The 23,613-nt window shown below is 68.0% G+C and carries 22 protein-coding genes; 13 read left to right on the top strand and 9 right to left on the bottom strand.

What is annotated here, in order from left to right:
- Positions 1 to 275: 275 nt before the first annotated feature.
- Genes ACFFGN_RS35655 through ACFFGN_RS35640 form a run of 4 tightly spaced genes read left to right on the top strand, consistent with a single transcriptional unit; the run spans position 276 to position 3,956 of the window.
- Entirely contained in the window at positions 276 to 1,709 is a 1,434-nt protein-coding gene (locus ACFFGN_RS35655) for an LCP family protein (RefSeq protein ID WP_380057569.1), read from the top strand.
- A 43-nt stretch (positions 1,710 to 1,752) separates the two neighbouring features.
- A complete protein-coding gene (locus ACFFGN_RS35650; RefSeq protein ID WP_380057567.1) occupies positions 1,753 to 2,193 on the top strand; it encodes a hypothetical protein in 441 nt (146 codons plus the stop codon).
- A 36-nt stretch (positions 2,194 to 2,229) separates the two neighbouring features.
- Positions 2,230 to 3,195, top strand: a complete 966-nt coding sequence (locus ACFFGN_RS35645; protein ID WP_380057564.1) for an alpha/beta fold hydrolase — start codon at positions 2,230 to 2,232, stop codon at positions 3,193 to 3,195.
- Positions 3,196 to 3,221: 26 nt separating this feature from the next.
- A complete protein-coding gene (locus ACFFGN_RS35640; protein ID WP_380057561.1) occupies positions 3,222 to 3,956 on the top strand; it encodes an MBL fold metallo-hydrolase in 735 nt (244 codons plus the stop codon).
- Between the two features lie 6 nt (positions 3,957 to 3,962).
- Here the strand turns inward: ACFFGN_RS35640 and ACFFGN_RS35635 are convergent, their stop codons facing one another.
- Positions 3,963 to 4,823: an HIRAN domain-containing protein gene (locus ACFFGN_RS35635; protein ID WP_380057558.1), complete on the bottom strand. Its 861-nt coding sequence runs from the start codon at positions 4,821 to 4,823 to the stop codon at positions 3,963 to 3,965.
- Positions 4,824 to 5,026: 203 nt separating this feature from the next.
- Between ACFFGN_RS35635 and ilvA the strand changes: the two genes are divergently transcribed.
- The 8 genes from ilvA to ACFFGN_RS35595 all read left to right on the top strand — a co-directional run bounded on the left by ilvA (position 5,027) and on the right by ACFFGN_RS35595 (position 12,158).
- On the top strand, positions 5,027 to 6,298 hold the full coding sequence (gene ilvA, locus ACFFGN_RS35630; RefSeq protein ID WP_380057555.1) for a threonine ammonia-lyase IlvA: 1,272 nt from the start codon (positions 5,027 to 5,029) through the stop codon (positions 6,296 to 6,298).
- Between the two features lie 43 nt (positions 6,299 to 6,341).
- Positions 6,342 to 6,911: a hypothetical protein gene (locus ACFFGN_RS35625; protein ID WP_380057552.1), complete on the top strand. Its 570-nt coding sequence runs from the start codon at positions 6,342 to 6,344 to the stop codon at positions 6,909 to 6,911.
- Complete coding sequence (locus tag ACFFGN_RS35620) at positions 6,908 to 7,906, top strand: hypothetical protein (protein ID WP_380057549.1); 999 nt, start codon at positions 6,908 to 6,910, stop codon at positions 7,904 to 7,906. The genes ACFFGN_RS35625 and ACFFGN_RS35620 overlap by 4 nt, the downstream gene beginning before the upstream one ends.
- A gap of 130 nt (positions 7,907 to 8,036) precedes the next feature.
- On the top strand, positions 8,037 to 8,489 hold the full coding sequence (locus ACFFGN_RS35615) for a hypothetical protein (protein WP_380057546.1): 453 nt from the start codon (positions 8,037 to 8,039) through the stop codon (positions 8,487 to 8,489).
- On the top strand, positions 8,449 to 9,954 hold the full coding sequence (locus ACFFGN_RS35610; protein WP_380057543.1) for a sensor histidine kinase: 1,506 nt from the start codon (positions 8,449 to 8,451) through the stop codon (positions 9,952 to 9,954). The genes ACFFGN_RS35615 and ACFFGN_RS35610 overlap by 41 nt, the downstream gene beginning before the upstream one ends.
- Complete coding sequence (locus tag ACFFGN_RS35605; protein WP_380057540.1) at positions 9,951 to 10,616, top strand: response regulator transcription factor; 666 nt, start codon at positions 9,951 to 9,953, stop codon at positions 10,614 to 10,616. Before ACFFGN_RS35610 ends, ACFFGN_RS35605 begins: the two co-directional genes overlap by 4 nt.
- A gap of 151 nt (positions 10,617 to 10,767) precedes the next feature.
- The gene (locus tag ACFFGN_RS35600; protein ID WP_380057537.1) at positions 10,768 to 11,367 is read left to right on the top strand and encodes a DUF4956 domain-containing protein; all 600 of its coding nucleotides are present in this window, start codon (positions 10,768 to 10,770) and stop codon (positions 11,365 to 11,367) included.
- Positions 11,364 to 12,158: a VTC domain-containing protein gene (locus ACFFGN_RS35595; RefSeq protein WP_380057534.1), complete on the top strand. Its 795-nt coding sequence runs from the start codon at positions 11,364 to 11,366 to the stop codon at positions 12,156 to 12,158. Before ACFFGN_RS35600 ends, ACFFGN_RS35595 begins: the two co-directional genes overlap by 4 nt.
- Before the next feature lie 117 nt (positions 12,159 to 12,275).
- On the opposite strand, the gene ACFFGN_RS35590 is transcribed toward ACFFGN_RS35595, so the two are convergent.
- Both ACFFGN_RS35590 and ACFFGN_RS35585 read right to left on the bottom strand, forming a co-directional pair.
- A complete protein-coding gene (locus ACFFGN_RS35590) occupies positions 12,276 to 12,983 on the bottom strand; it encodes a hypothetical protein (protein WP_380057531.1) in 708 nt (235 codons plus the stop codon).
- 64 nt (positions 12,984 to 13,047) lie between these two features.
- Positions 13,048 to 16,629 carry a family 78 glycoside hydrolase catalytic domain gene (locus ACFFGN_RS35585; RefSeq protein ID WP_380057528.1) on the bottom strand — a complete coding sequence of 1,194 codons (3,582 nt, stop codon included), beginning with the start codon at positions 16,627 to 16,629 and terminating at the stop codon, positions 13,048 to 13,050.
- Between the two features lie 28 nt (positions 16,630 to 16,657).
- Here ACFFGN_RS35585 and ACFFGN_RS35580 point away from each other — a divergent pair, with 28 nt between their 5' ends.
- Positions 16,658 to 16,942, top strand: a complete 285-nt coding sequence (locus ACFFGN_RS35580) for a hypothetical protein (RefSeq protein ID WP_380057525.1) — start codon at positions 16,658 to 16,660, stop codon at positions 16,940 to 16,942.
- Here the strand turns inward: ACFFGN_RS35580 and ACFFGN_RS35575 are convergent.
- From ACFFGN_RS35575 to ACFFGN_RS35550, 6 genes are all read right to left on the bottom strand, one after another.
- Positions 16,939 to 17,193 (bottom strand): LuxR C-terminal-related transcriptional regulator, encoded by a 255-nt coding sequence (locus tag ACFFGN_RS35575; protein WP_380057522.1) that lies wholly within the window; start codon positions 17,191 to 17,193, stop codon positions 16,939 to 16,941. The two genes, ACFFGN_RS35580 and ACFFGN_RS35575, sit on opposite strands and share 4 nt — an antisense overlap.
- A complete protein-coding gene (locus ACFFGN_RS35570; protein ID WP_380057519.1) occupies positions 17,190 to 18,590 on the bottom strand; it encodes a rhamnulokinase in 1,401 nt (466 codons plus the stop codon). The genes ACFFGN_RS35575 and ACFFGN_RS35570 overlap by 4 nt, the downstream gene beginning before the upstream one ends.
- A gap of 94 nt (positions 18,591 to 18,684) precedes the next feature.
- On the bottom strand, positions 18,685 to 20,088 hold the full coding sequence (locus ACFFGN_RS35565; RefSeq protein WP_380057517.1) for an arabinose isomerase: 1,404 nt from the start codon (positions 20,086 to 20,088) through the stop codon (positions 18,685 to 18,687).
- 6 nt (positions 20,089 to 20,094) lie between these two features.
- Positions 20,095 to 22,122 carry a bifunctional aldolase/short-chain dehydrogenase gene (locus ACFFGN_RS35560; RefSeq protein WP_380057513.1) on the bottom strand — a complete coding sequence of 676 codons (2,028 nt, stop codon included), beginning with the start codon at positions 22,120 to 22,122 and terminating at the stop codon, positions 20,095 to 20,097.
- A 4-nt stretch (positions 22,123 to 22,126) separates the two neighbouring features.
- A complete protein-coding gene (rhaI, locus tag ACFFGN_RS35555; RefSeq protein ID WP_380057510.1) occupies positions 22,127 to 23,284 on the bottom strand; it encodes an L-rhamnose isomerase in 1,158 nt (385 codons plus the stop codon).
- Positions 23,285 to 23,286: 2 nt separating this feature from the next.
- Positions 23,287 to 23,613 carry an L-rhamnose mutarotase gene (locus ACFFGN_RS35550; RefSeq protein ID WP_380057507.1) on the bottom strand — a complete coding sequence of 109 codons (327 nt, stop codon included), beginning with the start codon at positions 23,611 to 23,613 and terminating at the stop codon, positions 23,287 to 23,289.

The following is a 23,613-nucleotide window of genomic DNA, read 5'->3' as shown; positions in this document are numbered from 1 at the left end:
AATCTGACCGTGGTTCGGCCAGCGGCAACCAAAGGGGCAGACGGTACGTCAACCTAAGTGGGTGGGACGGCGTCAAGATCACGGGGGCCGTCGCGTCGCCCGTGTCTTGTCGTCCAACAGGAACCGGAGCCATGTCCCGCAGCTCTCGTGCAGCACGGAGATCGACCCAGGGCTCGCGGTCATCCGGCCGTCACAGAGCGTACCGGGCTCGCTCCATTGGGCGAGCGATCGGGCTCACACTGGTCAGCGCGCTGATCCCCGGCTCGGGTTTCATCATGGGCGGTCGCGCCAAGCTCGGCGCCTTCATCATGACGCTCACCGGCGCGGTGGTGGTGCTGCTCGCGGTGGTGGGTCTGACCCGGCGCGACGAGGTGCTCGGCCTGCTGGTCGATCCGAGCCAGCTGCTGATCATCACCGGCGCCATCGTCGTGGTCACGCTGGCCTGGATCACGACCATCATCGCCTCGCACCGGCTGCTGCGGCCGGCCGCCGCGTCGAACGGCGGCCGTGCGCTCGGATCGGCGTTTGTCGGATTGCTGTGTTTCGCGATCGCGGCACCGATGGCCCTGGCCGCGCAGAACGTGCTGGTGCAGCGCGATCTGGTCGGCAGCGTCTTCCAGGCCGAGGGCGAGTCCAAGAGCGCCACCCGGCCCAAGGTCGAGAACAAGAAGGACCCCTGGGCGCACACACCCCGGCTGAACATCCTGCTGCTCGGCGCGGACGACGGCGCCGGCCGCGAAGGCACCCGGACGGACACCGTGATGGTGGCCAGTATCGACACCAAAACCGGTGATACCGCGCTGATCTCGCTCAGCCGGAACTGGATGCGGATGCCGTTCCCCGAGGACTCCCCGCTGCACAAGAAGTATCCGGACGGCTACTGGGACCCGAACGGCCCCGCCGAGCAGCCCGAGTACTACCTCGACGCGATGTACCGGAACATTCCGGCCGAGCACAAAAGCATTCTCGGCGAGTCCGACAACGAGGGCGCCGACGTGCTCAAGGTGTCGGTGGGCGCGGCGCTCGGCCTCGACATCGACTACTACATGCAGGTCAACCTCGAGGGCTTCGAGTCGATCATCAACGCCCTCGGCGGCATCAAGGTCAACATCAACTACAAGGTCCCGGTCGGCGGCGACACCGGCCGGACCAGCAGCCCCGACGACGACACTCTGCCGCGGTACTACCTGACGCCGGGCGCCAACAAGAAGCTGCTCGGCAAAGAGGCGCTGTGGTTCGCCCGCGGGCGGTACGGACTGACCGACATCTCCCGCCAGGAGCGCCAGCGCTGCACGATCAAGGCGATCGTCGACAGCGCCCAGCCGGCCACGCTGGTGACCAAGTACCAGCAGATCGCCTCGGCCAGCAAGAAGCTGCTGCGCACGGATATTCCACAGGAGATCCTGAGCGCGTTCGTCGAACTCGGGCTCAAGGTGAAGGGCGCCAAGGTCACCAACGTCGACCTGGACAAGTCCAAGAACTTCCCCAACGGGCGTAACCCCGACTACGAGGCGATCGCCGAACTCGTGGCCAAGGCGACCAAGCCCAAGGTGAAGCCGGTTTCGTCCACGACCAAGCCGCCCAGCACCACCACGACGGGCAAGGCGACCACCAAGCCGACCAGCAAGCCCACTACGAAGCCGGGTAACGAGCAGGACCTGGCCGATGTCTGCGCCTACCACCCGATCAGCGAGGACGAGGACGAGTAGCCCCGGAGCGGAAAACGTCGGCGCGGACTGACATCCTTGGCGAATGAGCTCGTCGACGTACCGGATGAGACCGGACCGCTTCCTCGGCATACCCGCGGTCGGCCTGATCATCCTGGGTGTGGCCGCGGTCCTGTGGGCCTTCAACGCGCCGGATTCCCTCGTCACCGTGCTGGCCGTGCTCGGTGGCCTGGTGACGCTCACCGGCCTGTGGGTGCTGGTCCGGCCGCCCGTGCTGCTCAAGCTCGGCAAGGAGTGGGTCGAGGTGCGCGGGCTGCGGACCAACTGGATGGACATCAAGACCGTGGAGCTGGTGGCGACAACCCAGGGCGACGCTGTCGCGTTGCGGACAAAACGGCCCGACGACACCACCTTGATCCCGCTGCGCTGGCTGCCACCGGCCCGCCAGGAGCCACTCCAGATCGAGCTGCGCGACCGGCTGAACTCCGCCCACGGCTACACGATCTGGGATGGTCGCGCAGAATAAGCCCTGCTTGTACTGACCTGACCTGAGGAGTCACCGGTGCCACTTGCTTTCGATCTGCCGTTCGAGGCCCTCCAGACGTACCAGGGCACCAATCCCCGGCCGGCCGACTTCGACGAGTTCTGGGCCAAGAGCCTGACCGAGCTCGCCGGTGTTGATGCCGACGTCGAACTGGTGCCCGCCGACTTCACCGTGCCGTTCGCCCGCACGGAGCACCTCTACTTCACCGGCACCGGCGGCGCCCGTGTGCACGCGAAGCTGGTCCGCCCGCTGTCCGTCGACGGCCCCGCGCCTGCCGTCCTGATGTTCCACGGGTACGGCGGAGAGCCCCCGAAGTGGACCGAACTGCTGGGCTACGCTGCCCGCGGGTTCACGATCGCCGCGCTGGACGTGCGTGAACAGGTCGGGTACGTCGACAACCTGCCGCGCGCCAACTCGTTCAACCTCAAGCACCACGTGGTGGACGGGCTCGACGCCGGGCCGGACCAACTGCTCTACCGGCACGTCTTTCTCGACACCCGCAGGCTGTTCGACATCGTCAGCAGCTTGGACGAGGTGGACCCGGACCGCATCGCCACGACCGGCTGGAGCCAAGGCGGCGGCCTCAGCCTGGTCGCGGCCGCGCTCGAACCGCGGGTCAAGCTCGTCGCGACGGTCTACCCGTTCCTGTGCGACTACCAGCGCGCGTGGCAGATGAGCCTGGAGTCCGCGCCGTACGACGAGATCAGCACCTGGTTCCGCAAGCGCGATCCGCAGCACCAGCGTGAGCAGGAGGTGTTCAACCGGCTGGGTTATGTCGACGTGCAGCACCTCTCCGACCGGATCCAGGGCCGGGTCGAGATGTTCGTCGGCCTCGAGGACAAGACCTGCCCGCCGTCCACCCAGTTCGCGGCGTACAACAAGGTCACCGCGCCGAAGGCCCTGCACATCTACCCGGACTTCGGCCATGACGATCTGCCGGGCGCGATGGACCGCATCTACACCTTGATCGGCGAGACCCTGTAGATGCTGACCGGACAGGCTCGCTAACCGTGTTCACGCTGACCGTGCTGGGAACGGCCGCGCCCTATCCCCAGCCGGATCGGCCCTGCTCGGGCTATCTGCTGCGCACCGAGAACGCCAAGGTGTGGGTGGACGCCGGCCCGGGCTCGATGATGAACCTGCTGCGGCATACCCGGCTCGAGGAGCTCGACGCCATCTGGCTGTCCCACCTGCACGCCGATCACACGCTGGACCTCGTCAACGCGTACTACGCGCTGAGTTTCGGCTTGTTGCCCAAGGTGGCGCCGATTCCGGTCTACGCCCCGGCCGGCATGGGCGATCGCATCGGCGGCTGGTTCCTCCAGCCCGGGGTGGCCGACGAGGTGCTGGAGTTGCAGGACCTGTCCGACGGCCACGAGGTGCGGATCAACGACCTCTCCCTGCTCAGCAAGCCGGTCAAGCACGGCACTGAGGCGTACGGCCTGCGCGCAACGGCGAACGGGCGCACGCTGGTGTATTCCGGCGACTGCGCGCCATCGCCCGGGCTGGACGTCTTGGCCGCGGGAGCCGACGTACTGCTGTGTGAGGCGGACGTGGATCAGCCCTCCGAGGTGCATCACACCCCGGAGGACGCGGGCGAGCTGGCTCGCCGGGCCGGCGTGGGGCGACTCGTGGTCACGCACGTCGGCCCGGCGCTCGATCGGGTCGCGGCGACGAAACGGGCTGCCGTTGTCTTCGGTGGTCCCACCTTGACCGCCGTGGAGAACGAGAGCCTCACCGTCTGAATCGGCTCAGTTGGCCTCTTTCCCTATCCAGTAGTGCCATCCCGGAGCGGCCACTGGCGACCGGGTCAGACCATCCGGCCAGGTGGCCGGCAGGTCGTGACTCCGGGCCGCGTACAGGATCACCTCCGAGACCATCCGGTCGCCGCGCACGATCACCCGGGCCGCGGTTTCGGCCCGCATGTCGGCGAGATAGGAAATGGCCGGCAGGAAGTCGTGACTCAGCTTCGGGCTGAGCCGCCCGACCGGCTCGTCGTCGATCCGCACCTCGACGACCATCTTGGGCCGCTCGTCGCCTTCCTCCTCGACGGCGTGCAGCGTGGCATAGGCCCAGCACTCGCCCTCGGGGCGGAAGAACGGCGCGAGTACGTCGGCGTGGTCGCCGCTGCCGGAGACCATCACGCCACCACCCGAGGGCAGCAACTGATAGCTGCCCGGCGGCGGCAGATTGACCGGGACCAGCATGTGCGGCTGGCCCAGCGCGATCGCCACACTGGCGTGGAAATCGGTCGACTCGCTGTCTTTGTGCTCCCAGTCGGCCGGAGCCCACTCACTGACCCAGATGTGGCACGGGACCCGTGGTTGCAGGCCTTGCGCGACCAGTTCGGTCAGCACCGGGTGATAGCGGTGCGCGTCCTCCCTGGGCAGATAGCCGACTACCTGGTCATGCACCCGGACGGCGATCGCCCGGGGATCAAAACGGTTGTACGGTTCCGGGACGAGTTCCGCCTCGGTGTCCAGATCTGCGCCTCGCGCCGGGATGGGGTCCGGAAACAGACCCCGGATCGCTTGTTCGTGCGGCGCCTCCCGCACGACCTCCTGACCACACCACAACGCATCGCCCCACAGATCGAACGGAATCGATTTCATACTGCCCCCAAATCCAGCCCCCGTTGGCCGGTTGTACCCGGCACATCCGATCCAGGCGGCTGGTCGTTACACCGGGTGAGCGTATGAAAACTAGACTCCCCAGTCAGGAGAGTGTTCATACCTCCTGTTTCAAGGCTGATGCGGATTAGTTTTCCGAAGTACTTCATTTTCGGAGGAAGTGCTTCACGGTTGAAGAAGGTGTGATGGCAAGCAGCAGTCCCCGGACCGGGCAGTCGGTCGACGCGGACGCGATCGAGGCGGCGGTTCAGCGGCTGACCGAGGTCGCGATTCGCACTCCCCTGCAGCACAACGCGCGGCTGTCGCAACGATCCGGCGCCGAGGTCTACCTGAAGCGCGAAGACCTGCAGATCGGCCGTTCGTACAAGCTGCGCGGCGCGTACAACCTGATCGCGCAACTCGACGACAAGGCCAAGGCCGCCGGCGTGATCTGCGCCAGCGCGGGCAATCACGGCCAGGGACTGGCGTACTCGTGCCACATTCTCGGTGTACATGGACGCGTCTTCGTCCCGCGCACCACGCCTCGCCAGAAGCGCGATCGCATCGCCGCACTCGGTGGCGCTCAGGTCGAGGTCATCGTCACCGGTGACACGTACGACGACGCGGCCGCCGCCGCACTGGCCGAGGCCGTCGCGACCGGCGCCACGCTCGTCCCGGCGTTCGACGACCCGAGAACCGTGGCAGGCCAGGGAACGGTCGCCGTAGAGGTCGTACAGCAGCTAGGCCGGGCTCCCGACGTACTAGTGGTTCCTGTCGGCGGTGGCGGCTTGATCGCAGGTATGACGACTTGGCTGGCCGCGCGTCATCCAAACGTTCGCGTGATCGGTGTAGAGCCTGAAGGCGCTGCAAGTATGGCGGCGGCCCTCGAAGCCGGTGAGCCGGTCACGCTGGAACACCTGGACAGCTTCGTGGACGGAGCCGCCGTACGGCGCGTAGGCGATGTGACGCTGCCGCTAGTGGCTGCAGCGGGCGCAACGATGACGTCGGTCCCGGAAGGCCTTGTCTGCTCGGAGATGTTGGAGCTGTACCAGACGGATGGGCTGATCGCAGAGCCAGCGGGCGCTCTCTCAACCGCAGCGCTCGGCCACGGGGTCGACGTACAACCGGGCGAAGTAGTCGTCTGCCTGCTCTCGGGTGGGAACAACGACGTCAGCCGGTATGGGGAGATCGTCGAGCGTTCTCTCATCTACGAAGGCTTGAAGCACTACTTCCTGGTGACGTTCCCGCAGGAGCCTGGGGCGTTGCGGCAGTTCCTAGACGACGTACTAGGGCCCGACGACGACATCACGCTGTTCGAGTACGTGAAGCGCAACAACCGCGAGACCGGCGTCGCGCTGGTCGGTATCGAGATCGGCCGCGCCCACGACCTGGCCGGCCTACTCGACCGGATGAAGGCCGCACCCCTCGACATCGAGCGCATCAAGCCCGACAGCGCGGAGTTCCGCTACCTGATCTGACCCCCATCCCGGCTTTAAGGCTGGCTGAAGCCTCTTGAGCACGATGAGTGATATCGACATCGAGCACTGGGGGACCGAAATGAGCAACAGCCGGAAACTGATCGCGATGACAGCCACCTTGATGCTGGCCACCGGTTGTGGATCGGTGGTGGGCAACGGATCGGGCCAGGGCGGTGGGTCCGGCGGCAACGAGCCGAATGGCGTCGCCGGAGCACCGCGGGACCGGGACGGCAAGGCCCCGAAGCCGCCGATCAAGGTGACTACGACCCGATTCACGCAGGGCAATCCGATCGACGACGTGGTGCGTGATCTGGAGGCGTCGGTCCGGAAGCAGTGCGGTGACGGCACGTTGTGCGTCAGCGTTGTGGTCGAGAACTCGGCACCGGACTGGGAGAACTGCGAGTTCCACTCGTCGAGGCCGGACGAGGGCGCGACCGTGCCGCGCGGCGGCACCATCACCCTCCTCGCCGGTACCTCGCCCTGCGAGACCCCGAGCCCGTCCCCGGAGGAATCGCCTTCGCCGGAAGAGTCCCCGTCCGAGTCGCCTTCGCCAGCGGAGTCACCGGCGGAGTCGGTCGCTCCGGAGGAGACGCCCAGTGAGGCCGGGGAATGACCGCCACCCAGCTCCAACCGCCTGACCCGGCCAAGCCCGCAGACGCGGCACAGCCGGGCGGGCCGACGCGGCCGGGTGGCACGGCCAAGGCGGAGGAGTCGGTGCCGTTGGGGGAGGCGGTGGTTTCGGGGGCGGCGTTTTCGGTCGGGCTGCCGCAGGTGGTGCGGCTGTTCGGCACGGTGATCGCGCCGACGACGTTGCTGACCGGGCTGTTGTTCTGGTTCGGCTGGCAGCGCGGGTTCTGGTTCTACGACTACTTCGGCGTGGACACGTCGCTGCTCGGGCTGACCACGGTCGACTACCTGGTACTCAGTGTGGACGGTCTGTTCGTACCGCTCGTGGTGTTCGCCTGCGTGGTGCTGGTCGCGATCTGGAGCCGTCCGCTGGTCCGGCGTCAGCGGGCAGTCGGACCGGAGGCCCTGCTCATCGCGGGCGGGATCCTGGCGACGATCGGACTCGTCGCGATGTTCGCGGAACCCCTGCGCGACCGGATCGAGCTGGCCGCGCCGCTGAGCCTCGCGGGCGGCGTACTGCTGCTCTCGTACGCGAACCACCTCCGCCGTACGACGGAAGCGCCGCCGCCGGAAACCGCCGAAGACCTCAGTCCGCGGCGAATGGCCGAATGGGCCGGGGTATTCGCGCTCGTCGGTATCTGTCTGTTCTGGGCGACCAATGACTACTCGTCGGCGGTGGGACGGGCCCGGGCGGAGCAGTTCGTCGGCGAACTACCCGAGGTCCCGAACGCCGTCGTCTACAGCACGGGCGAACTCAACCTCGGCGGCAAGGGCGTGACCGAAACACCCTGCACAGGTTCTGACGCGCTTTACGCGTTCCGGTACGACGGCCTGAAGCTGGTGCTGCAATCGAACGACCAGTACTTGATCCTGCCGGCCGCGTGGACGCCCGCGGACGGCATCGCCGTACTGCTCCCGCGCAACGACAACGTCCGCCTAGAGCTCTACCGCGGCCTGCCCGCCTCCACCCCGACCTGCTGACGGGCCGCAGGGCTTGCGTTCATTCGCTTCAGGGTGGAGGCCGCCTCGTACGGTGTAGGCGGGCGGTAGATGAGAGGACTCTCATCTACGACTCATCCTGGTCGTCGGGTCGGAGGTGGAGGGTGGGCGTATGCGATCTCCCCGGCTGGTTTATCTCGCGGTGGCCGCGGTGCTGGTGGTCGGCGGGTTCGTACTGACCGACTTCATCGCCGACCGGTCCGCGCCGGAACTGGGCGACGGCGTTGTCATCGTGCCCGCCGCCGACGCGACCACCCCCGGCTCGAACCCGCCCGCCAGCCCCGAGACCACCCCGACGCCGGAAGTCACTCCGACCCCAGGAGCCACGCCGACGCCTGAAGCCACGCCGACGCCTGGAGCCTCGCCAACGGCCGGTGTCAGCCCTACGCCACGGCCGACGGTTGGTCCCACTGTGGTGCCGTCGCGGCGACCGACCGGCTCATCCACCGCCGCGCCGTCGCAAGGCCAGAGCGAGGCCGTGCCGGTCTCCCCACCGCCGGTACCGCCCGCCGGGGACGACGACGATGACGACGCGGATGACCGCGATGACCTCGACGATGACTGAGCCCACCACCCAGCCGCCAGCGGCCTCACGATGGCGGCGGAACGGTGGGAGGCAAGGGCTCAGCGCGCGGGTGCGGATCATCGGGTGGACGTTGAGCGTGCTGACGTTGGCCCTGACCGCGCTGGTGTTTCTCACCTGGCAGGCGCTCGGCGCGCGGTCGGACGCGATGGCGGATGCCGAACTGAGCCACGAGGCGGAGAAGTTCCGGTTGTTCGCCGCCTCTCCGCAGGCCCAGGCGTTCACCCGGCCCGAGCAGCTGCTGGACCGGTGGATGCAGAGCAATCTGCCCGACACCTCCGAAGCGTTCTTCAGCGTGCTCAACGGCCGGGCGCATCACCGCAGCCTGGCCGAACCACCCGCACGCCTCGACAGCGATCACGCCTTCGTCGCCCGGATCGCCGCCGCCACCGGCCCGTCGTACGGCTGGGTGGACAGCAGCGCCGGCCGCGTCCGGTACGCCGTCCTGCCGGTTCGCGTCGGGTCGACACCCGGTACGGCGGCGCTCGTGGTGCTGGAATTCCGCGATGTGATGGCGAAGCCGTTGAACGATGTCGCGAAGGTCCTCGGCATCGTGGTGGTCGGCGCGCTGGCGATGTCGGCCGTGGCGTGCTGGCTGGTCGCGGGCCGGGTGCTCGCGCCGATCCGGCTGGTCCGGACGACGGCCGAGCAGATCAGCGAGACGGATCTGCGACGGCGGATCGAGGTGGTGGGCAATGACGACGTCGCGCAGCTGGCCCGGACGTTCAACACGATGCTGGACCGGCTCGAAGTCGCGTTCGTGGCCCAGCGCCAGTTCCTGGATGACGCCGGGCACGAGCTGCGAACGCCGATCACCGTGGTCCGGGGTCATCTCGAACTGATGGGCGACGATCCGGCCGATCGGGCCGAGACGACCGCGCTGGTACTCGACGAGCTGTCCCGGATGGACCGGATCGTGGCCGAGCTGCTGTTGCTGGCCAAGAGCGAGCGGCCCGACTTCCTTTCGGTGGGCGAGGTCAACTTGACCGACCTGGTCGTGGACGTGGTCGCGAAGGCCCGGCCACTGGCCGATCGGCAGTGGCGGGTGGACGAGGCCGCCGACGCGTTCATCGAGGCGGACGGCCAGCGCCTGACCCAGGCGTTGATGCAGCTCGTCGCGAACGCGGTCCGCCATACCGCCGACGGCGATCGCATCACTGTCGGCTCCCGGGCCCTGCCCGGCCGGGTCGAGCTGTGGGTGGCCGACAACGGCAGTGGCGTCGCCCCGGACGATCGCGAGCGCGTCTTCGAACGATTCGCCCGCGGCAACGATCAGCGCCGGACCGAAGGCGCCGGACTGGGCCTGGCCATCGTCCGGTCGATCGCCCGGGCGCACGGCGGGGAGATCCGACTGGCCCTGCAATCGGGGCCCGGAGCAACGTTTGTGCTCGAACTGCCATCCCAGGCCGTACTGCCGGCCGACGATCCCGAACCGGTGAGCCTGTGAACAAGATCCTGATCGCGGAGGACGAAGAACGAATCGCCTCGTTCCTGGAACGCGGCCTGCGCAGCAACGGCTTTCTCACCACCGCCGTGGGGGATGGCGAGACGGCGTACCAGGAAGCGGTCAGCGGGGCGTACGACCTGCTGGTGCTGGATATCGGCTTACCGAAGGTGGACGGTTTCACCGTGCTGCGGCGGATTCGCGAGGCCCGGGTGCGCATGCCGGTGGTGATCCTGACCGCCCGGGACAGCGTGCGGGATACCGTGGCCGGGCTGGAGAGTGGCGCCGACGACTACATCGCGAAACCCTTCGCCTTCGAGGAACTCCTGGCCCGGGTGCGATTGCGGCTACGCGGCGAAAATGGTCCACCCGCCGAGGCGACCCTGCTGGTGGTGGGCGATCTGACCCTGGATCTGCGGACGCGGCGCGCGTCGATCGGGGACCAGAGCATCGAACTCACCGCGCGGGAGTTCGTGCTGGCCGAGGTGCTCTGCCGGCATCCGGACCAGGTGTTGTCGCGCGAGCAGCTGCTGTCCCAGGTGTGGGGGTTCGACTTCGATCCCGGCTCGAATGTGGTCGACGTCTACATCCGTTATCTGCGGCGCAAACTCGGCACCGAGCGGATCCAGACCGTGCGCGGCATGGGGTATCGCCTGCGGACATGAGAGGTCTCTCATCGGCCGCACAGGCTGACCTCACCCGCGCTGGGTTGACTCGAAGGTGTCAAGCGACCGGCTGATCGGTCGCCCGCCCGAAACGATCGGCGACCGCGCTCGCTGGAGCGGCGTCGCCGGAGTCGCCCGAGAGGATGAACCCATGCCCGGTCTGGGACTGGCAGTGCTCGCGGATCTGATCGCGATCGCTTTACTTGCCTATGGCATCTACTTCCGCCGCTACCACCGGCGGGACCTGCTGCTCGCGTACGTCGCACTCAACGTCGGCGTGATGGCCGTGACGGCGATGCTCGCGGGCAGCGGGGCCGGAATGGGCCTGGGCCTGGGGTTGTTCGGCATTCTCTCGATCATCCGGCTGCGGTCGGACTCGATCACCCAGGAGGAGGTCGCGTACTACTTCGTCTCCCTGGCCATGGGCCTGGTGAACGGCCTACATCCCGGACCGGTCTGGCTCGCGCCCGCATTGAGCCTGCTGCTGGTGGCCCTGATGTACCTGGTGGATCACCCCGCGTTGACGGCCCGGTCGCGTCGCCAGAAGGTCACGTTGGATCAGGCCTATCCTGATCCGCGGGACATCCAGCCGGCGCTGGAGCGGCTGTTGCGCGCGGACATCCGGTACTACGTCGTGCTGGAGGTCGACCTGGTCACCGACATCACCGTGGTCGACGTGCGGTATCGCGTGCGCACCGATCAGCCCCAGCACGTGCCGAGCCTTCGCACCGTGAACCGGTTCGCGTCATGACCGCCCCCTCTCCGTTGCTGGCGGCAATGACCGGCGCGGTCAGCGGCCTCCGGCCCGTCTCGCTGGCCGAGGTGCTCAACGAGGCGGCGCTTCAGGTCCGGATCGACCGCAAGTACCTGGTGCCGGTGAATGCCTTCATCACGATGACCGATCGGCTGCGTGACCGGTTCGCCGTACTGGACATCGACGGACGGCGGAGCTTCAACTACGAGTCCGTGTACTTCGACAGCGCGGACCACCGGCTCTACCGGGAACACGTGCAACGTCGGCGCCGCCGCTACAAGGTCCGTACGCGGGCGTACCTCGACAGCGGCGAATGCACCTTCGAGGTGAAACTCAAGGGCGGTCGCAGCGAAACGGTGAAAGCCCGCATGCCGTACGAGCTGGCCGATCGATCGGATCTCACGCCGGCCGCGACGGAGTTCCTGCGAGCTCAGCTCTGCCAGGAGTACGGCGTACGCGACCAGGGGGATCTCGGGCCGACCCTCACGACGACCTATCGCCGGACCACGCTGGTGGATCGTATCGACCACGCGCGGCTGACCTGCGATATCGACCTGCTGTTCCACCAGGGTGGCTCGGACGAGGCACGGGCCGTACGTGGGCCGGTTGGCGCCGTACTGGTGGAGAGCAAAACGGCCGGCCGGGCGGGAGCGGCGGACCGGGTGCTGCGGGATCTCGGCATCCGGCCGATCCAGATCAGCAAGTACTGCGTGGCAGCGGCCCTGCTCAATCCCCAGCTGCCTTCAAACCCCTGGCACCGAAGCCTGCGACGTCTCCGAACCGCCTGAAGCCCACTCTTGCGACAATCGGACCCGTTTGCCGCCGCTAGGCCGCCTGTAGCTGACAGGCAGCGGTCGAGCGGCAAAACGGGTCCGATCGTCGCACAAGTTGAATCGCGGTGCCCTCTAGTGGGAGGCGTGTTTCGAGTGGGTGTGGCCGTCGACGTTGCCGTCGGTGGCGGTCATGTCCCGGCCGTCGGCGGGATTCACCCGCGCGTCGCCGTCCTTGCCGAATTCACCGTCCCGCACAGCTGGATCCTCACGCGTCACCTGACCGTCACTCGCGAGCTGATCGTCGCGCGACGCCTCGTCGTCACGCGTCACCTGACCGTCACGAGCAAGCTGGTCATCCCGCATCACCTGACCGTCGCGCGCAGCCTGGTCGTCGCGCGCAGCCTGGTCGTCGAGCGCGGCCTGGTCGTCGCGGGAGAGGTCGTCGTCGGCGAAGCGGCCGTCGTCGGACATCGTGGTCGTGTCGCGCTCCGGGTTCAGCTTGTCGGCGTGTTCGCGCTGCCGGTCGCTCTCGGCACGGGCTTCGGCCGCGTCCGACTGACGTTCCTCGGCACCTGCCGCGAGACGACGGGCGCGTGCGGCCTTCTCGTCGGCTTCGGCCTGGGCCTTACGGGCCCGCGCGTCCACCTCGGCGGCGACGGCCTCTTGCTTCTCGGCGCGACGCTCGGCCTCGATGGCCTCTTGTTCCTTGTTGTAGGCCTGCTGCCGATCGTTCTCGAGCCGCCGCTCCTTGGCCTTGCGCATCCCGGCCATCACCAGGACCACTACGACCAGCAGCGCGACGACTGCCAGCACGATCCACAGCACGGTTGTGCCGTCCATGGTCTCTCCTCGGGTTGGTATGGGTACGCCGGTACCCCACCCCGGCGTACCCATGCGTCCAGAGTTATGACCCCGGCAGCACCCAGACGTCTGCCAGTGACGGGTCGTAACCGGATGCGGCCGCGTTGTGCTGAATTCGCACCCGGACCACCGAACCCGTCAGCAACGCTGGGTCATCGACCCGGAACTGGTACCCGTCTAGCCCACCCGACGACCGGCTGTTCACCCGGTGGTGCGCGACCACACCGTTGACCCGCACTTCGTAGTCCTTCACCTGCGCCACGTCGAACGTCTCCATCAAACGCATGACAAACGGCTGCCCCGGCTGGATCCGCAGATCGAACTCGAACCACGAACCCGGCACGCGCAGACCCGAGTACCGCCGGGTGCGTCCCGCCTCGACGCCCGTACCGGACGATGGCGCGGCTGTCACCCAGTGCGCTGTCTCCGAGGCCGGATCACCGAGGTCCACATGGTCGATCGCGCCGTCGGCCGGCCGGACCGCGAACCGATACTTGCCCGAGGCAACGGTCAGCGCGACGGTATCGCCTTCGTCCACGACCTCGCCCGCCAACGGCTGGCCGTTCTCGGTGATCAGGCTGCGATCCGAAGCCGGGATCCGGACCACCGCGGTGGTATTACCCGGTACCGTCACGTCGAGCGTCAGGCCGTCCGATCCGACCCGATCCCAGCGGCTGGCGATTTCGCCGTACGGCGTGAGGTGCCTGAAGTCGGCGAACGTCAGCCCCGATCCCAGCACCGGCGCGATCACGGCCTTGCGATAACCCGGCTCGGCCGCGGAGACCCCGGCCATGGTTCGGTACATCCACTCGCCGACCGCGCCATACGCGTAGTGGTTGAACGAGTTCATGTTGACGTCGTTGAACGTGCCGTCGGGATTGATCGAGTTCCAGCGCTCCCAGATCGTGGTCGCGCCCTTGCCGATCTCGTATCCCCACGACGGGTATTCGGTCCGCTGCAAGAGCCGGTAGGCGAGATCGGTCCGTCCCACCTTGGTCAAAGTCGGCAACAGGCCGTCAACGCCGAGAAAGCCCGTTCGCAGTTGCCCGGCCGCGGCGACGTTCGTCGCGAAGTGGTTGCCAGCGGCCACGACACGATCCGCCGGCACCAGATCATTGCTAATAGCAAGGATGTAGTCGGTTTGGTTGCCACGTCCCACCCGTCCGTCCGCGGCGACGAACCTGGCCGCGAAGGCGTTGCGCACATTCAGGTAGAGCTGCTGATAGCGAGTCGCCTCGGCGGGCCGGCCGATCGCGGCCGCCATTTGGCCGAGCTGGCGCGCGCTCTTGGCGAAGAACGCCGTGCCGACCAGTTCCGGCTCCGTCTGGTTGTTCGGGTCCTCCAGGTTGAGCCAGTCGTTGTACTGGCCGCCATGCCGGATGAACCCGTTCGCGGTCGAGGCCAGGTAGTCGACGTACCGCCGCATCGAGTCGAACTGCTCCCGGATGATGGCCGTGTCGCCGTACGCCTGCCACAGCGTCCACGGCACGTTCACTCCCGCGTCGGCCCAGCCAGCGTCGTTCGTACCGCCGTTGAACTCCTCCGGAACCGTCGGGGCCACGCTCGGATAGGCCCCGGACGCCAGTTGTTCCAGTCGCAGGTCACGCAGCCACTTGGTCAGGAAGGCCTGCGAGTCCATGTTGTAGACGGCTGTCCGGGCGAAGACGTTGATATCGCCGGTCCAGCCCAGGCGCTCGTCACGGGCCGGGGTATCCGTCGGGATGGAGAGGAAGTTGCCGCGCTGTCCCCAGACGATGTTGCTCTGCAGCTGGTTCACCATGGCCGAGCTGGTGGTCAATCGACTGGTCAGCTCGCCATCCGTCCCGAGCACCAGCCCGGTGATGGCACTCGCGGGCGGCGCCGACGGCAGGCCGGTGATCTCGACGTAGCGGAAACCGTGGAAGGTGAAGCGCGGCCGATAGGTCTCCGGCGCACTCGTGGCGAACGTGTAGTGGTCCGTGGCCCGCGCGCTACGCAGGTTGTCCGTATAGATGAAGCCGTCCTTGTCGAGCACCTCGGCCACCCGGATACGCACGGACTTGCCCGGCGTTCCGGTCAAGGTGATCCGCGGTACGCCGACCATGTTCTGCCCGAGGTCGTACAGGTAGGTGCCGGGCGTCTTGGACGGTACGGCCTTCGCGGTCAGCGTCTGCGTCACCCGCACCGGCTGGTCCGTCTGCGGCACGAGTAGCGCGGTAGCGGACGGCCGAACCTGCACCGGCTGCCACCCGGTCGCGGGATGGCCCGGCTGGTCCCAACCCGGCTGCGCCGCGCGAGCGTCGTACGCCTCGCCATGCAGCAGGTCAGCGGCCCGTACGGCGCCGGGGCTGGTCCGCCAGCTCGAGTCCGTCGCGAAGACGTCCGTGCTGCCGTCGTCGTACGTGACTCGCAGTTGCGCGGTGAACGCCGGGTTGGAGCCGTACCGCTCGCGCCGGAAGATCGCGATCTGCCCGGCGTACCAGCCCTTGGCCAGTTCGGCGCCGAGCGTGTTGGCGGCGCCGGCGCGAAGCAGCGAGGTGACGTCGTACGTCTGGGTCTGGATGCGCTGGCGGTAGTCCGTCCAGCCGGGTGCGAGTTCGTGATCGCCCGCCTTGGTGCCGTTGACGCGCAGTTCGTACACGCCTTGGGCCGACGCGTGCAGCCGTGCGCGAACAACCTTCTTGCCGGCCGGCAGCGAGATGTCCTTGCGGAAGAGTGGCATCGCCTTGGCCGGGGCCCACAGATCGATGTCGCCACTGCCCAGCGTCGCGCCACGTCCGACCACCAGACCGCCGGCCGGCTGTACGACGCCCTCGGGGAAGGTGCCGTCGCCACCAGGGAAAGCCGTGTCGATCAGTACGGCGCCCGCGGTATTCGTGACCTTGAGCCGATGCACCACGCCTACCTCGGCCGCGTGGATGCGGAAGCCGACGGCGCCAGGACCGTTGTACTCGGAGCGGTTCCGCTGGTCGACCTGTACGCCGTTGATCCAGGTGGTGATGGTCTGGCCGACCACGGAGATGCGCAGGTTGTTCCGCTGGCTGAGGTTGGCCGAAACGGGGATCTCCGCCAGCAAGGCGTAGGAGCCGTCGGCGTTCCGGACGTGCGGGCGCAACAGCGGCTGGCCCTTGGCGGTGTTGAGCTGCCACATGTAGCCGAGGCCGCCGCGGCCACGGAAGAACACCCCGAGGGCGTCGCGTTGCACCGTGGCGTCCAGGTCCATCGTGTAGTCGGTCCACTCGGGACCGGCCGCGTCCGAGGCGCCGATCCACTCGCCGGTCCAGTCCGACGGTTGCAGCGCGCCCGTCTCGAACCGGGCCGCCGGGCTCCACGCCGAGGCAGTGCCCGCCTCGTCCCAGATCCGGACGCTCCAGTAGTACGCCGAGTAGCGGGCGAGTGCCGGACCGCCGTACGGCACGTCGACCGATTGCGCCGACTCGACCTCACCGCTGTCCCACACATCCGGCGTCGCCAGCCGATCGGCGCTGGACGCGACGTGGATCTCGTAGCGGCGCTGGCTCAGGCCGCGCCGCTCGGCCGAAAGCTGCCAGCTGAGCTTCGGCGGGCCGGCGGGAATTGCCAACGGATCGGTCAGCTGATTGGCGCGCAGCCGCGAAACGACCGGCGTTTCGGCGCTATTCAACACGCCGCCTTCCGCAATTGGAGGAAACGAGATGAGCAGCACAAGCGAGGCCGCGACGGCCAGCCAACTGCGAGTTTTCACGATGAATCCCCAGCCAATCGATTCGGTCGCGGCGAACGCCGACCAGGGAACCATCGCAGTCGTCAACAGAGCCGTCAACGGCGCTGACCAGTTGCGGACAGCCGAATTCGACAACTATTCGACTGCTATCGAAAGGTGTTTTCCGCTAATTGCGGAAATTGCCAAGCGGGTGTATTCCAGCGAGCCGGAAGGCGCATTCCCGCTGGACTGTTCGGCCACCCGCCTGGAGATTTAGAGCAGGCCGCGGCGGACGGCCCAGACGACCGCCTCGATCGCGGTACCGACTCCGAGCCGGTCGCAGATCGCCCGGGTCCGGCGGCGCACGGTCCGCTCGGACAGGTCCAGGCGGCGTGCGACGGCCTCGACCGGCAACCCGGTCGACAGCAGTCGAAGCAGCTGGATGTCACCGTGCCCCAGCATCGGCAGGTCTGGCATCTCCCGTCGGCTCATCGCGACACTCATACCGTTGTAGTAGGTGGTCGTCATTCGGTCACACTCCCGTACACCCGGGCCTCGGCGGCGGCCCAGTCGGCCGGTGTAGCGCGCGGCTGATAACGCCGCAGTTCATGGGTCGAGCGCACCAGCGCCCGCATCTGTTCCAGTCCGGCCAGCGGAGCGCCGAGCGCCCGGGCCTGGACCAGTACGTTGCCGAGCGCGGAGGCCTCGACCGGCCCGGCCAGCACCGGCAGCCCGCACGCGTCGGCGGTGAGCTGGCAGAGCAGCTCGTTGCGCGAACCACCACCGATGACGTGCAAGACGTCCACCGGCTGGTCCGCGATGCGCTGCGCCTGCGCGAGCGTACGGCGGTAGGCCAGCGCGAGACTCTCCAGCACGCAACGGGTGATCGCCACGGCGCCCTCGGGCGGTTCGGCTCCCGCGCGCCGGCACCACTCGGCGATCCGCTCCGGCATGTTGCCCGGGGCAAGGAACACCGGATCGTCCGGATCGATCAGCACCCCGGATGACGAAACGGCGGCGGCCTCGCGTAACAACCCGGGCAGGTCCGTCGTACCCCAGGAGCGCAGGCACTCCTGCAGGATCCACAGGCCCATCACGTTCCGGAGGAAGCGGATCCGCCCGTCGACGCCGCCTTCGTTGGTGAAGTTCGCCGCCTTCGCCTCGGCGGTCAGGACGGGCTTGTCCAGTTCGAGTCCTACCAGCGACCAGGTTCCGGACGAGATGTAGGCGAACCGTTCGCCGGCAGCGGGCACCGCCACCACCGAGGAGGCCGTGTCGTGCGAGCCGACCGCGATCACCGGAGTCCCCTCGTACGACCCGAGGACCGTGCCTGGTTCGTGCAGCGGCGGGAGAAGGCCCGAAGGCAGACCGAGGCGCGTCGCGAGTTCGCTGGACCACGTGCGCGCGCGAACGTCGTACAGCTGGGTCGTGGAGGCGTTCGTGATCTCGGCGCCGATATGGCCGGTGAGCCAGTAGTTGAGCAGGTCCGGGATCATCAACAACTTCGAGGCCCGCGCGATTTGGGGGCCTTCGGCAAGTAGTTGGTAGATCGTATTGAACGGAAGGTGTTGCAGGCCGGTGATGGCGTAGAGCTCGTCGGAGCTGACGTCGGTCAGCCTCACCCTGGTGGTTCGGTCGTCCCGGTAGTGCACGGGATTGCCGAGGAGGTTGCCGTCGGCATCGAGCAGGCCGTAGTCGACCGCCCACGAGTCGATGCCGATGCCGTCGAGCGGAGCCGCCTGCGCGAGACCGGCCAGGGTTTCGCGATAGAGGCCGAGCACGTCCCAGTACAGGGTCGACCGCAACTGGACCGGCCCGTTCCAGAACCGGTGCACCTCGTCCAGCTCGAGCCGGCCGCCACCGACCCGTCCGGTCATGACCCGGCCACTCGAGGCACCGAGATCGACCGCCGCCACGGTGATCATGCGGAATCACCGCCACCGAGACGTCCGGTCAATTCGGTCACAAGGGTCCGATGAACCACGACACGCCTGGTCACTTGGGTCCGATGAACGGGATTCATTGGATGACCTGGAGGTCTAGGGAGAGGAGGTCGGCTACGGCGCGGAGTTCGGCGACGCGGTGGCCGGTGCCGAGGGCCCAGTGGTGGGCTACGCCCGAGGCGGACCAGGCGTCGGTCCACTCGCCGGGGTCCTGACCGAAGTCGACGCGTGAGGTGGTGTTGCCGATCTGCAGCAGCGGGCCCGGTACGACCTCACCCTCGGAGGCGATCAGGCGGAACGAGCCGTCACGGAGCTGGCCGAGGCCGAGGCAGGTGACCGGGCCGTGGGCCACGTCGAACTCGACGGAGACACCCCAGCCGCGTTTGCCGTGGTAGATCCCTAGGCCGCGCAGTAACGGTTTGGCCGAGCTGATCGCGAGGTGGGCCGGGCCGTCGTGCCCCATCTCTACCACGTTGTCGCGGAAGTTCAGCGCCTGCAGTTCGGTGAACGATCCACCTGCGCCTAGGCGGTCCATCACCAGCATCGCGAGCGAGGTGCGCAGCTCGTACTCCCCCGCGGCCGGGATACCCCGGGCGGTGAGTAGCGAGGCGCCGAGGATCATGCCGGCGGCGACGCGTTCGTGGGTTTCACCGTCGAGGCCGCGGTGGTAGTACGCGAGGGTGTCGAGCTGGAAGTCCTCCACGAGGCGGTCCAGCCCAACCGATACCTGGCAGGCCCAGCGCAGGTCGTCGGGTTTGACCGAGTCGTCCAGCGTGAAGATCTCGCTCGCCTCGGTCAGGCGGGCGTCCGTCTCCGAGGAGGTCACCTTCTCGACGCGCACGCGTAGGTCGTCGATCTCCAGGATCTCGACGTGTCCCCCGAGCTGCGCGGAGACCAGGGTCGGATCGGTCGAGACGTCCATCATGCCGGGGTAGAGATGCCCGAGCAGGCCGTGCCGCCCGTGCCGGAAGGCGGCGCGCACCCCGGCGGCCTTGATCCAGCGCTCGATGCGGGTCCACGCGCGCTCGTCCTCGACGTACCCCGAGACCGAGCGGAAGGCGATACCGCAACGTTCGAAGGCGTTCGCCATCTCCGGCAGCGGGCACGCACCGCAGTAGGCGAGCCACGCGCCGGTATCGAACGACGCGTGGTCCATCGCCTCGGTCGGCTGCAGGTTCAGCAACAGCACGGGCGCACCGCTGCGCTGCGCGACCGGGACGAGCATCGACGCGGTCATGTAGGTCGTGAGGAAGCCGACGATCAGGTCGCAGTCCGCCAGCCGCAACCTCTCCGCGGCGGCAGCGCCTTCGTGCGGATCCGAGATGAAGCCGACATCGACGACCTCGCAGTCGAGCGCCGAGAACCGCTCGGACACCCGGCGTGCCGAGGCCTGCAACTGCGGCAGCAGCTCAGGGAACTGCGGCCAGTAGGCGCCCAGCCCACCGGCCACCAGCCCGATCTTCGTCTTCCGCACGGCCATCAGCGCCTACCTCAGGAATGCGGCGGCAACGCCCGCGTCGACGGGGACATGCAGCCCGGTGGTCTGGGACAGGTCGCCACCGGCGAGGGCGAAGACCGCGGCCGCGACGTGCTCCGGCAGGACTTCCCGCTTGAGCAGCGTGCGCTGTGCGTAAAAGGCGCCCAGCTCCGACTCCGGTACGCCGTACACCGCGGCGCGTTGTGCGCCCCAGCCCTTGGCGAAGATGCCCGAGCCACGAACGACGCCGTCCGGGTTCACGCCGTTGACGCGAATGCCGTGCGGCCCGAGCTCGGCCGCGAGCAGCCGGACCTGGTGGGCCTGGTCGGCCTTCGCGGCGCCGTACGCGACATTGTTCGGACCGGCGAAGACCGCGTTCTTGCTGGAGATGTAGACGATGTCGCCGCCCATACCCTGGTCGATCATCGCCTTCGCGGCCGTGCGCGAGACCAGGAACGAGCCCTTGGCCATCACGTCGTGCTGCAGGTCCCAGTCCTTCTCCGTGGTCTCCAGCAGCGGCTTCGAAATCGAGAGCCCGGCGTTGTTCACCACCAGGTCGATACCGCCGAAGGCCAGCACACCCTCGTCGAACGCCTGCTGCACGGCGGAGGCGTTCGATACGTCGGCCGTGACCGCGACCGCCGTCGGGCCGATCTCCTTCGCGGTGGCCTCGGCCGCGGCGGTGTCCAGGTCGGCCACGACGACGCAGGCGCCTTCCGCCGCGAGGCGCAGCGCGATGGCCTTGCCGATCCCCGAACCACCACCGGTCACGAAGGCGACGCGGGTGGCGAGCGGCTTGGGCTTCGGCATCCGCTGGAGCTTCGCCTCTTCGAGGGCCCAGTACTCGATCCGGAACTTCTCGCGCTCGTCGATCGGCTGGTACGTCGAGACGGCCTCCGCGCCGCGCATCACGTTGATCGCGTTGATGTAGAACTCACCGGCGACGCGGGCCGTCTGCTTGTCCTTGCCGAAGCTGAACATGCCGACACCCGGTACGAGCACGATCGCCGGATCCGCCCCGCGCATCGCCGGACTGTCCTCGGTCGCGTGCCGTTGGTAGTACGCCGCATAGTCCTCGCGGTACGACGCATGCAGCTCGCGCAACCGCGCCACGGCCTCGTCGAGGGATGCCGTCGCGGGCAGATCCAGCACCAGTGGGCGAACCTTGGTCCGGAGGAAGTGGTCCGGGCACGACGTACCGAGCGCGGCCAGTTCGGCCAGCCGGGCGCGGGCGGTGAACTCCAGCACCACCTCGCTGTCGTTGTAGTGCCCCACCTGCGGGTTGTCGGTCGACGCCAGGCCCCGGATATACGGCGCGAGTGCCGCCGCGCGAGCCTTCCGGTCCTCTTCGGGCAGTGCCTCGAACCCGGGCACCACCGGGCCGAACGGCTCCGGCTTACCGCGTTCCGCGAGGAAGCGCTCGGCGGTCCGGATGATGTCGAGGGAGTTCGCCTCGCATTCCGCGGAGGTGTCGCCCCAGGCGGTGATGCCGTGCCCGCCGAGAATCACGCCGATGGCCTGCGGGTTGTCCCGCTTCACCGCGGCGATGTCCAGGCCGAGCTGGAACCCCGGTCGGCGCCACGGCACCCACATCACCCGGTCGCCGAAGCACTCGCGGGTCAGGGCCTCGCCGTCGGCCGCCGTGGCCAGGGCTATGCCCGAGTCCGGGTGCAGGTGGTCGACGTGCGGGGCGTCCACCAGGCCATGCATGGCGGTGTCGATCGACGGCGCGGCACCACCCTTGCCGTGCAGGCAGTAGTCGAACGCCGCGACCATCTCGTCCTCGCGCTCGACGCCCGGGTAGACCTCGACCAGCGCGTTCAGCCGGTCCTGCCTCAGTACCGCGAGGCCTTGCGAGGTCAGCGTGCCGAGGTCACCACCCGAGCCCTTGACCCAGACCAGGTCGATCGGCTGTGAGGTGACCGGATCGGTCGCCGTACCTTTCGCGGACGTGTTTCCGCCCGCGTAGTTGGTGTTGCGCGGGTCGGCGCCCAGTCTGTTGCTACGGGCAACAAGCTCGGCTGCGGTGTCGTTCACTGGTTCAGGCTCCCCATCCGGCCTGCTGGCCGTCGGCTCGTTCGGCGGTGATCTTCTCGGCGTACCCGCTGTGCCGGTAGGCGGCGATCGGGTCCGGGTCCAGTCCCTGCTCGATCCGCAGCTCGGCCAGCAACGGCCGTACGTCGGTGTTGTAGGCGTCCATCAGAACGGCGTTCGCGGCCAGCACGTCGCCGCCTTGCTGCGCCTCGCGGAGCGCGGCCCGGTCGACCAGCAGCGCCTTCGCGGTGGCCTCCTGCACATTCATCACCGAGCGGATGATGGCCGGGATCTTGGCCTCGATGTTGTGGCACTGGTCGAGCATGAAGGCGATGCCGTTCGCCGGGTCCAGCGCGTCACCGCGCACGATCTCGTTCATGATCCGGAACAGCTGGAACGGATCCGCCGAGCCCACCATCAGGTCGTCGTCGGCGTAGAACCGGCTGTTGAAGTCGAACGCGCCGAGTCGGCCGGCCCGCAGCAGGAACGCCACGATGAACTCGATGTTCGTACCCGGCGCGTGATGCCCGGTGTCGATGCAGACCGTTGCCTTCGGCCCCAGTTCGAGGCAGTGCGCGTACGACGTACCCCAGTCCGGCACGTCGGTGGTGTAGAAGGCGGGCTCGAACAACTTGTACTCCAGCAGGATGCGCTGGTGCTCCCCGAGCCGGTCGTAGGTCTCGCGCAGCGCGGCGGCCAAGCGGTCCTGCCGGTCCCAGATGTCGTCCTGGCCCGGGTAGTTCGTGCCGTCGGAGAACCACAGCTTGAGATCGCGCGATCCCGTCTGGTCCATGATGTCGACGGCCTCGAGCAGGTGGTCCGTGGCCTTGCGGCGGATCCGCGGGTCCGGGTTCGTCACGCTGCCGAGCTTGTAGTCCTCGTCCTGGAAGACGTTGGTGTTGATCGCGCCGAGCCGGACGCCCTGCTCCTTGGCGTAGGCACTGAGCGCGGCGTAGTCGTCGACCTTGTCCCAGGGGATGTGCAGCGCCACGCTCGGAGCCACCCCGGTCAGGCGATGCACCACCGCCGCGTCGTCGATCTTCTCCTCCGGCGAGCGCGGCACGCCGGGCTGGCTGAACACCTTGAACCGCGTACCCGAGTTACCGAAGGCCCAGGAGGGCAGCTCGATCTCCTGCCTGCGCAGGGCGTCCGTCACGGCCGTCATCGCTATCCCTCACCCGTTTCTCGTAAATGGAAGATCTCGGGCAGCAGGACGAACGACTCGTCCGGCCGCTCCGCGTTCTCGAAGAACTCGGTCATCTCCGCCTGCCACCGGGCGTTCACCTCGGTAGCGGCCATTGCCTGCTGGGCCGCGGCCAGATCGTCCGCCTCGACGTACCCGACCAGGAGGCCGTCCTCGCGCAGGAACAGCGAATAGTTGCGCCACCCGCTGTCCCGCAAGGCCTGTTGCATCTCCGGCCAGACCTCCCGGTGCCGGTCGACGTACTCCGGCATGCGGTCGGTCCGGACCTGGAGTGTGAAGCAGTAGCGCAT

It is taken from the genome of Kribbella deserti (genome assembly GCF_042434725.1).
In the GTDB taxonomy this organism is placed as follows: Bacteria; Actinomycetota; Actinomycetes; order Propionibacteriales; family Kribbellaceae; genus Kribbella; species Kribbella deserti.
This window is presented reverse-complemented; position numbering and strand designations above follow the sequence as displayed.